The sequence below is a fragment of the Edaphobacter aggregans DSM 19364 genome, assembly GCF_000745965.1.
GTDB classification, from domain to species: domain Bacteria; phylum Acidobacteriota; class Terriglobia; order Terriglobales; family Acidobacteriaceae; genus Edaphobacter; species Edaphobacter aggregans.
Window position 1 is genome coordinate 1 of sequence record NZ_JQKI01000178.1, and the last position, 9,416, is coordinate 9,416.

Genomic DNA, 9,416 nt, shown 5'->3' on the forward strand with positions numbered 1-9,416 from the left:
CAGGCACGTCGTTCAGCAATAGTTTTGGATACACGTCGATTCGTGGCTTCCGCGCACAGGTCAGGACAAATCAAATCGGTTTCTCTGTAGAGACAAACACCTTCCTCTACCACAGCTACATCGATGCCATCGTAGAGACCTCCGACGCTAGCGGCACAGTCATGTCGGTGACCGGCACCGGCAAGGTAGGTGGCAACCAAGGCGACGACGTAATCTTCCTCCGCGCAGAATGCGTCAATGTCAACGGCAGCTGCACCGGAGCGACCCTACTCAAGCTTGAGTCACAAACGCAATTCGTCGCCAATGGATTCATGAATGCGCTAGGCGTCACCATGAAGACCACGGTCGCCCCTGGGGCAGTGCTTACCTGGAACGGAACGACCGCGCTGAACCAATCGACAAATAGCTTTGGATGGAGTGCAGACGGCAGCGTCCGTTTTCGCTTCGCCAACTCTACCGCAGTGTCTCTCTTTTCAAACAACGTTAGACTTGGGGGTCCATTCGTATTAGGCTGGTCCACCGGTCCAACCACAGCCGCCAACTATGTAGGCTTTTCTCCGTGTGCAATAGGAACTGCAGTCCTCTGCCTGGGGAATGGAAAATCTGCTGACTCCTCTGCGGGGCTGAGTGCCGGTGCGTTCTTTGCGCCGCAATTCATCGGTAACTCTGCCGCTCCCACGGTCGTTGCTGGACCTGGCGCAGGTATGGGCGCAACGGTCACGCTCACGCCGGGCAGTACAAGCGTTTCTGGTTCGGTATTATTCACGACCGGCACTTCTCCAGCGAACCTTTCGCCTGCCGTGACAGTCACCTTCGCAACGCCCCTAGCGCAACCCCCCAATACCTGTACCCCTGTAGCGCAAAACGCAGTCACGGCGCGGGCCATGGATAGCCTGTATACCGAGCCGCCCACTACCACAGGTTTCGTATTGTCTGCTGGACTCCAATCCCTGCGCCCATCCAACACCTATCAGGTCGGCTACACATGTTTCTAAACGGCTTAACTCTCGTCTTCTGGCTCGTCTGGAATGCTGAAAAGGCCATCCTCGAGGGGAAGATTTTACCCAACCGCGTTCGGCAGTGAGAAGGAGTATCTACCCAGCATGTTGATGTGTTCGTGCAGCAGCGGTGACAGGCGTTGTGCGTCTTCGTCCATCACCGGATAGCCCTCTTTACGCAGTTGGCTCAGCGACCTACTCTAAACCATCTAGCCAACACGAGCGAATGCCAACTCTACTTGGCTACCCCGATTTTGGCTATTCATTTTGGCTGCAAGGATGGTTGCAGTCTTTCAACCTGAAAAGATCACAAGTAAACCAGAGATCACAAGCAGGGTTCAGGAGATGGTCCAGGAGAAAGTAGTAACCGTCGGACGTGCGATCGCTGAAGTTCGCAAGTACGGATCTAAAGCGGTCGAGGCACTGCAGCCCTAGGTCGAGAAGGCAAAGGCCCCCTCTTTCTTCAACAATTTCTTCCCCTTGCACTTCGACAGCACGCTCTGTTAGGCTGCTGTTGTCGAAGTAATAGGGGAGATATTTGTGATGGGAGAGAAGAGATTGGAGCTGCCGCAGGGGACGCTGGACCTGCTGATCCTGAAGACGCTTGAGCTCCAGCCGATGCATGGGTGGGGGATCTCGGAGCGGCTGCAGCAGAGGTCGCGGGATGCGATCCAGGTGCAGCAGGGGTCGCTGTATCCGGCGCTGCACCGTCTGGAGCGGCGCGGATGGATCAAGGCACAGTGGGCGATCAGCGAGAACAGCCGCAGGGCGAAGTTCTACGAGCTGACGGCGAAGGGCAGCAAGCAGCTTGCGCTTGAGGCGAGCGACTGGAACCGGTTGGCGATCGCGGTGAGCGAGATTCTCCGCACGACTTAAGGAGCGGGCGCATGAGTAACGATCTGTTGTATCGGCTGCGGGTGTTGCTGGGCCGCGAGAGGTTCGACGGCGAGTTGGACGAAGAGCTGGCGTATCACCTGGAGCGTGAGGCGGAGAAGCATCGCCGTGCGGGCGTGCCTGAAGCTGAGGCGATGCGTCGTGCCCGTTTATCTTTTGGCGGCGCGGAGCAGGTGCGGCAGCAGGTTCGCGATGGGCGCGGCGTGCGGCTTGTGGATGATGTTTTGCGCGACATGCGGTTCGCGCTGCGGCAGTTGAGGCGCTCGCCGGTGTACACGCTGACGGCGCTGGTGACGCTGGCGCTTGCGATCGGCGCGACGATCACGATGGTAAGCATCGTGCGCACGGTCCTGCTGGCTCCGTTGCCGTATCCGCAGCAGGACCGGCTGGTGGGAGTGGCGTTTACGCAGCCGGGGCAGCCGGCTAACGATGAGCAGACGGGCGCGACGGCGGACTTTCTGATCGAGCATGCGCGGTCGTTTGCGGCAACTGCGGTGTACGCCGATACGACCTCGGGCGCAAACCTTGCGGTGGGTAATGACAACGCGCAGGGAGCGCTGCAGGTGGCGGTGCAGGCGGTCGATCACAACTTCTTTCCGACGCTTGGCGTAGCGCCGGTGGTGGGACGGAACTTTACGGCGGATGAGGACCGCGCGATTGGACCGAAGGCGATCATCCTGAGCTATGGGTTGTGGCAGAAGATGTTCGGCGGGGATCGCGGCGTGGTGGATCGCGTGGTCCACCTGAATGGCGAGAGCTTCGTGATTGCGGGCGTAATGCCGGAGAGCATGGCGTTCGGCAGTGACGATCCGCGGTCGCTGAGTGCGGTGGCCGATGTGTGGCAGCCGCTAAAGCTCGATGAGAAGAATCCGGGATATCCGGGCAAGAACTACAACATGATTGCGCGGCTGCGGGATGGGGTGACGGTGGCGCAGGCGCAGGAGGAAGTGGCCACGTTGGATAAGCCGCTCTATCAGAGGTTTCCTTATCTGAAGGCTTGGCTGACGGTTTCGAAAGAACTGCCTGTGTTCATCGTATGGCCGCTCAGGCAGGTGATGGTGAGCAATGTTCGCTCGAGCATCGTTACGCTGACGGCCGCGGTGGTGGCGGTGTTGCTGGTGGCGTGCCTGAATCTCGCGGGGTTGAATGCGGCGCGGGCGAGCCGGAGGCAGAAAGAGATTGCGCTGCGCAGTGCGCTGGGAGCGTCGCGGGGTGCGGTGGTGCGGCTGCTGCTGGCGGAGAGTTTTCTGCTGGCGATGTGCGGCTCGGCGCTGGGCATTGCGGCGTCGGCGCCCATGTTACGCATGCTGTTGGCGAGCTCTCCGGTTCCGATTCTGCGTGCGGGCGCGAGCATGGCCGCGACTGCGTGGCTGACGCCGCTGCTGGTGTTTGCTGTAACGCTGGTGTGCGGGCTGGCTCCGTCGTGGATAGTGCTGCGGCGCAACACGGCAGCCAATCTGAAGACGGGGCATAGCGTGGGAGCGTCAGCGGCGGACGGCCGTATGAGCAAGTTGTTGCTGGTCTCGCAGACGGCGATTGCGGTGGTGTTGCTGTCCGCGGCTTCGCTGCTGCTGGCGGTGTTTCTGCGGCTGCGCGCAACGCCTTCGGGAGTACAGCCGGAGCATCTGACGGTGGCGCAGGTGAACCTGAAGGGCTCAGGCTATGCTTCGACGCTGGCGACGACGCAGTTCATCGAAAAGGTGCTGGGAAGGCTGGAGCGTGAGCCGGGCGTGAAGCATGTGGCCGCCATCAATGGGCTTCTCCTGGACCGTGGGTTGAATATCGCGATCCCTCCAACGGGCAAGGAGCAGAGGTTGTACATCGTGGAGCTTCGGCTCGTGACGCCGGGGTATTTTGCTGCCGTGGGCACACCGCTGCTGGCGGGCCGCGATATTGCTGACACGGACAAGGCGGGCGGCCCTACGGCGGTGGTGGTGAGCGAGGCGTTCGCGAGGAAGCTGTGGCCGGGAAGGTCTGCAATCGGCGAGCATATCGATGCGTTACGCGACAAGGTGGTGGGCCCGCCGGTGGTGGTGGGGGTGGTAGGCGATGCGCGCTCGCACTCGCTGGCTGAGCCGCCGGCGCTGCTGATCTACGAGGCGTTTCAGCAGCAGCCAGACACGACGATGAAGTCGCTGAACGGATGGTTTCGCACGAGCTTTGCGATTCGCAGCGCGGCGGATGTTGATATGGCCGCCAGCGTTGAGGCCGCGATTCGGGAGGCGGATGCGGGGATTCCAATCTCGCGCTATACGACGATGCAGGCGATCATCGACCATTCGCTGGCGCGTCCGAAGTTCTTCTCATCGTTGGTGACGGCGTTTGCGGGGTTTGCGCTGGTGCTGACGGTGATCGGGCTGTTCGGCCTTCTGAGCTACCAGGTGTCGGAGCGCACGCGCGAGATCGGCGTGCGGATTGCGCTGGGGGCTACACGCGCGAGGATTCTGGGCTTTGTGCTGCGGCGTGGATTGTTACTGACGATGGTGGGGTTGGTGGTAGGCACCGGAGCCAGCCTTATGCTGCCTCGGCTCCTGCGCTCTCTGCTGGACAGCAGTATGTACACGGCCGGTGCGGGAGCCTCGGCGGTGTCGTGGAGTACGGCGACGGCGCTTGCTGCGGCGTGCGGCACGATGGTGGTGGCGGCGGTGCTGGCGAGTTACTTTCCGGCGCGGCGGGCCTCGGCGATTGAGCCGCTGGAGGCGCTGCGGATGGAGTGAGGTGTGGCGCGACTCGCCGCGAGGATGCAGGGTTGCGTATCTTCATTGGTAAAGAGGAAGACCACGTTTGGCGACTGACGGAAGTGGCTAATGCGAAGCTAGGAAATAATCCAGCGTGGCACGATCCCTCCCCGGAATTACTGGACTGCTGCAAACTGCAGTAATTGCGCAACCTACAGACCTTAACCCGGTTTTCCGTTCCACTGCGCCTCAAACCCCGACTAAAGCTGATTTTGATTTCGCTGATACCAAAATCCGCCGAGTGACTAATCAAAAAGAGCTTGATCAGTGTTCCAAAGCCATCTGTAGCTTTTTACGTCGCTCAATCTCATTCCCATACGGCGTACCGGCCAACTCAGACGGGGACATCTGAACTGTCTCTAGGCTCGCTGGCGGTCCGAAGTAGAGCAGAGCGTCCGCAGCATCTTTCAACTTGAGGCTCGGTAGCGCCGGGCCATGGCCTTCAGTCACCACTGGAATCGCGGACAGGTCCCACCCAGTTATCAGCCAAGGACACGATGGAAGGAATCGGCCAGGAATCAAAGCGGTGATCTAGTTCGCCCGCTTTACCCTCTGTGTTTGTGCCGAAGACGATCAGATAAGGATTCGCCCCAGCAGCACGTAACTGCTCCTCAATATCAAACTGCTTCCTTGTGGGCATCATGTCGAAATGGCGAAGAAAATGAAACGTGCCCATAATGAGAAGGGCTCGACGATGTTTGGCAATCACGTCTGTCTCAACGATCCGAGCATACGACTGATCACGACTCTTCAGGTAAGGCAGAATATCCTTGGCTTCTTTAACCTGCTTCCAATCGATATTGGGATCGCCGCAAAGCATGCGAATCTGATGTTTGCCCTTCCGCTTAAGGTTTACCTCACGCACAGTTTGATAAAGAGATTCATAGACGGGGGACGGCGGACCGACAGAAGCCACCGTGTCACGCCACGCTCCCTGGACCTCTTCTATTGGAACCTCCTCTCCTCTCACATAGCGATCAACCACTTGCTGATATAGCGAATTACCAAACTCCATCACGATGTCGTCTACCCTATCCGCAAACTCAGGAGAAGTGACCAGCGAGCGTAGCCACTGATATTCCTGGTTATTGCCGTGAATTTCACCGAGCATGACGATGTCGTGTGACCGGAACGCCTTCAGAACCGCCGGCGTAGCATTTATCGGGGCTGGCTCCGTTTGTGCTCCGCAAGCAATACTCGCCATCAACAGGACGACAAAGATAAGCGAGACAAGTGAGTCTGCCTTGAATTTCATTCCAGGCCTCCGTGGGGTTTTCCCGGTCAGTTCAGCCAGCCCATTTTCGGGAATCAAGCTTGTGATGGCTGAGCGGCTTCTATTGGACGACAAAATTCGCGCTCACCCGGAGGGGCACTTCTATAGGCACGCCATCAAGCCGGGTGGCAGTGAACTGCCAGCGGCGCAGTGCGTCAATGGCCGCATTGGCGAAGTCGGTATCTGCAGGCGCGAGCGTGCGCAGATCCTTGATCAGCCCATCTCTCCCGATCCGCCCCTCAATCATCACTCTCCCACCAACCCCACTTTCGCGCTCCTTCATCGGGAAAACCGGCTGGGCGTCGGCGATCCTATGGGGCGGCATAACACGGCAGAACATCGACACTTGTGCACATCGGTCGAGATCCGCCTGATTCCTATATGGCTGGGAGGTGCTCGAAGGTGGAGGCAGCGGAGCAGGTGGCGGCGGAAGAATCGCCTGAGCTTCACTGCTATAAACCGTGACGGTCTCGTCAATTCCACCGATCTGCAACTCGATATCGCGATTCAGGTCTTGCCCGGCGGTAAGAGTGATTCGTTCTTGCGACGTATCAAATCCGAATTTCCGGGCTTGCAGTAGATACTCTCCTGCCGGTAATCCGCTGAAGCTGAAATGCCCACTCTGATCACTTTGTGTTTCGATGCGCTGCTTCGTAGAGACATTCGACAGAGTCAGCGTCGCATCAGGGATAGTTCGACTAACCGGATCAACCAACGATCCAGTGAATTTCTGAGTCGTCGCCGCCATTTGGGCAGCAGTGACGATACGGAGGGGCGAAATCGTCGTGACGAGCAGAGCCGAGGCGATGCACGCGAGCACCAAACAGACCGTGCCAGCCCGGCCACGTTGCTGCCCGCTGTCGAGAACGGCGACGACGCGCGCTGCCAGCTCCGTGCGATTCGCCAGCGTCAGCAGTGGCCAGTTTGGCGGTTTGGAAATGCGCTCGGCGAGCACCAACAGCTGATCCGCGTAAGCGGTCGCCTCCGCACGTCGAAGCACCGCGTCATCGCAGGCCCGTTCGGCTTCAAGAACCATTCGCCGCCATCCCATCCAGACCAGCGGATGGAACCAGTAACAGGCGCACACCGCTCGCGCGAAGCACTGGCTCACCCAGTCGCCACGCCGCACATGTTCCAATTCGTGGATGATCGCTCGACTGAGATCGTCCTCGTGCCAGGTCGGGGCGTCCATTGGCAGCACGATGATTGCTCGCAGGGCGCCGCAACTCCCTGGGCTTGTCACGGCCCCGTGCAGCAGCACCTCAACGCGACGGTGGACGCCGGCATCGGCCGCCAGTTGTCCTACCATCAACTGTCCGTCCCGCCATGGCTGCCCCAAGCGGCGTAGCTTTCGCACGTGCCACTGGCCAACAAACACCGGCAACAGAAACAGCAAGGCACCAGCCGCCCACACCGCCAGAAGCATCACGGAAGCTGACACACGAGACGACGGGATTGTGGCCCGCTCGCGAAAAACAGTGCTAACACGATCGCCCACTGGAGTGAAACCTGCGTGGGAAGGCAATGCCGCTGACTCTGCGGTCCTGCCCGTCACGATTTGCAACTGGACGAGTCGCACTGATGGGACAAGGATCGACGCTACCGGTAGTGCCAGCAGTACGGCGAACGCCGCGGCCAACATTACATGGCGCACAGCCGCGCTCCTCCTGCGAGCCAAGCGAACGCCCACCAGTGCCAACACCATGGTTACGGTGGCCTTGGCGACAAGCGAAGCGGCCAGGGAACTCCCACCTGCGAGCGCGACATCAGCGACAATGGGCGTCATGACTGTTTCCTCTCCTTTTGCGCACGATCAATTTCCGCTCTGAGTGTCTCCAGGTCTTCCGCGCTCCACGATCCCTCTCTGACGAGCGCTGTCAGCATGTGTCTCTGCGATCCGCCAAAGAAGGTCTGCAGGTACTGCTGCAACGCCGTCCGTTTCGCGACCGCAGGAGAGATCGTGGCCGAGTAGATATAACGAAGGCCGTCCTGCTGGTGTTTCAGGTGGCCTTTTGTTTCGAGCCTTGCGAGCATGACGCGAACAGACGAATAACTCGGCGGGTTAGTTAGGCGCGTCCGGATCTCCTCGGCCGAGGCACGATTGCCTAGCGCAAAGAGAGCATTCATGATTTCGCGTTCCCGGCGTGTCAAGTGTTCCGTGGTGTGTTTGTGCATGTTTTGATGCTCCGGCAGGTCGCTGGCAATGTGCGACATCTGTCGCAGAATATGCGCGACAGATGTCGCATGTCAAGTGTAGAGATACCCCCGCCGTGCTAAAGCCCAGACCGGCGGTTTCGTGCGGTTACGCCAAAATTGAACGACTCGCGCTTGAGTTTCGACTGCTGCCAACAGGCCGAGTCAACTCATCCAGACGTGCTGAAAGTCAAATCGCTGGTTCCGGTCTGTTTGTCGGCCACTCGGAAACAATCCTGCCGACCGGTGCTCCTAACTTGGCGTCGAAGTTCCCGGAAAACGGGACTTTGCAGGAACTACGCGAACGGCTGTCCGGTACCTTGTTCCCGGGAACATACCTCCGTAGCTCGGTGTCTAAGTGAAGATGCCGCGCACGCTAGCAAGCGCCTTTCGGGTAGCGACCATCCTTACGGCCGCCGTGGCCTTGCTCTGGGTAACGCTTATCGCCGTGCCGATGTGGCTGACGCGCTGGCGTATGTCGCGGCTGCTTGCGGATTATCACAGCATCTCTCCTACGCAAACCACGTGGTTGGATGCACAGAGATGGATGGCTCGGTGGGGCAGGTGGGGCCATTACGAAGGGATCTGCACCTCGAGCGAATGCGACTACAGGATTCGCATGACTGATCCATATGTTGGACTCATCGGGAAGCTGTCGGCAAAGAACCAAATGCGCATCTACAGCTTTCCATTTCTGAGGTTTGCAAGTCGGATAGGGTATCGCACAAGCGAAATGTACGTGCACTTTCTGGTTCTGAACGGAAAGATCGTGCGCAACAACATCTCCATGTTAATGATGGTCGCAGATTCAGGACCGCCCGATCATTTTACGTATCCGATAGTCATCCTCGCAGAGACGCGCTCCAATCTAAGTGAGTATCCACGATTTCCCGATCGCGAACCGGGTGTCATGAGATCGGGTGTTGCGCAGCTTGATCTTCATCCTGATTATCTGGTATATCGCCCTAGCTCCGGCAAGGTTGGAGAAATAGACCATATCTCCTCACTGTCGTCCAAATTAGCCTTTGAGAACAAGGCTCAAGGGTGAGGCAGGTGGAGCCTCCTGTAGAGTGAAGTGGGTCCTGAGAAGACCACTTGACGCATGAGAAAGGCATCCACCATGAATCGAGTATGCAGTATTTTCAGCCAACTCCTGCAACTGTTTTCGCGCTCCGATTTCGAGGCTGCGGTTGGCAAGCATCGAGCCGAGAGGCACGCCCGAGGCTTTACCTGCTGGGGTCAGTTCATCGCCATGCTGTTCTGCCAACTGGGACGGGCCCACAGTCTGAGTGAAATCACGCAGGGACTGGCAGCCTCGGA

Annotated in this window: 8 protein-coding genes and 2 pseudogenes; 5 read left to right on the top strand and 5 right to left on the bottom strand. The window is 58.9% G+C overall.

Annotated elements, in window-relative coordinates; genetic code table 11:
* A pseudogene (locus Q363_RS42375) lies at nucleotides 1-995 on the top strand (hypothetical protein); the annotation flags it as partial.
* A gap of 65 nt (nucleotides 996-1,060) precedes the next feature.
* Here Q363_RS42375 and Q363_RS47030 read toward each other — a convergent pair.
* Nucleotides 1,061-1,189 (bottom strand): annotated as a pseudogene (locus Q363_RS47030) (Tn3 family transposase); the annotation flags it as partial.
* A gap of 352 nt (nucleotides 1,190-1,541) precedes the next feature.
* Between Q363_RS47030 and Q363_RS28345 the strand changes: the two are divergent.
* From Q363_RS28345 to Q363_RS41430, 3 genes are all read left to right on the top strand, one after another.
* Complete coding sequence (locus Q363_RS28345) at nucleotides 1,542-1,874, top strand: PadR family transcriptional regulator (RefSeq protein ID WP_035357375.1); 333 nt, start codon at nucleotides 1,542-1,544, stop codon at nucleotides 1,872-1,874.
* A gap of 11 nt (nucleotides 1,875-1,885) precedes the next feature.
* On the top strand, nucleotides 1,886-4,609 hold the full coding sequence (locus tag Q363_RS28350; RefSeq protein ID WP_035357377.1) for an ADOP family duplicated permease: 2,724 nt from the start codon (nucleotides 1,886-1,888) through the stop codon (nucleotides 4,607-4,609).
* A 115-nt stretch (nucleotides 4,610-4,724) separates the two neighbouring features.
* A complete protein-coding gene (locus Q363_RS41430; RefSeq protein WP_157467744.1) occupies nucleotides 4,725-4,982 on the top strand; it encodes a hypothetical protein in 258 nt (85 codons plus the stop codon).
* Nucleotides 4,983-5,072: 90 nt separating this feature from the next.
* On the opposite strand, the gene Q363_RS28355 is transcribed toward Q363_RS41430, so the two are convergent.
* From Q363_RS28355 to Q363_RS28365, 3 genes are all read right to left on the bottom strand, one after another.
* Entirely contained in the window at nucleotides 5,073-5,885 is an 813-nt protein-coding gene (locus Q363_RS28355) for a hypothetical protein (protein ID WP_035357380.1), read from the bottom strand.
* Between the two features lie 79 nt (nucleotides 5,886-5,964).
* On the bottom strand, nucleotides 5,965-7,689 hold the full coding sequence (locus Q363_RS28360; RefSeq protein WP_035357383.1) for a M56 family metallopeptidase: 1,725 nt from the start codon (nucleotides 7,687-7,689) through the stop codon (nucleotides 5,965-5,967).
* Nucleotides 7,686-8,078, bottom strand: coding sequence for a BlaI/MecI/CopY family transcriptional regulator (locus Q363_RS28365; RefSeq protein ID WP_035357387.1), 393 nt, complete (start codon nucleotides 8,076-8,078; stop codon nucleotides 7,686-7,688). Before Q363_RS28365 ends, Q363_RS28360 begins: the two co-directional genes overlap by 4 nt.
* A 376-nt stretch (nucleotides 8,079-8,454) precedes the next feature.
* Here Q363_RS28365 and Q363_RS28370 point away from each other — a divergent pair, with 376 nt between their 5' ends.
* Nucleotides 8,455-9,144 carry a hypothetical protein gene (locus Q363_RS28370; protein WP_157467746.1) on the top strand — a complete coding sequence of 230 codons (690 nt, stop codon included), beginning with the start codon at nucleotides 8,455-8,457 and terminating at the stop codon, nucleotides 9,142-9,144.
* On the opposite strand, the gene Q363_RS44920 is transcribed toward Q363_RS28370, so the two are convergent.
* Nucleotides 9,115-9,416, bottom strand: a 302-nt coding sequence (locus tag Q363_RS44920; RefSeq protein WP_245632531.1) for a hypothetical protein, incomplete at its 5' end; no start/stop codon positions are given. The genes Q363_RS28370 and Q363_RS44920 overlap by 30 nt on opposite strands.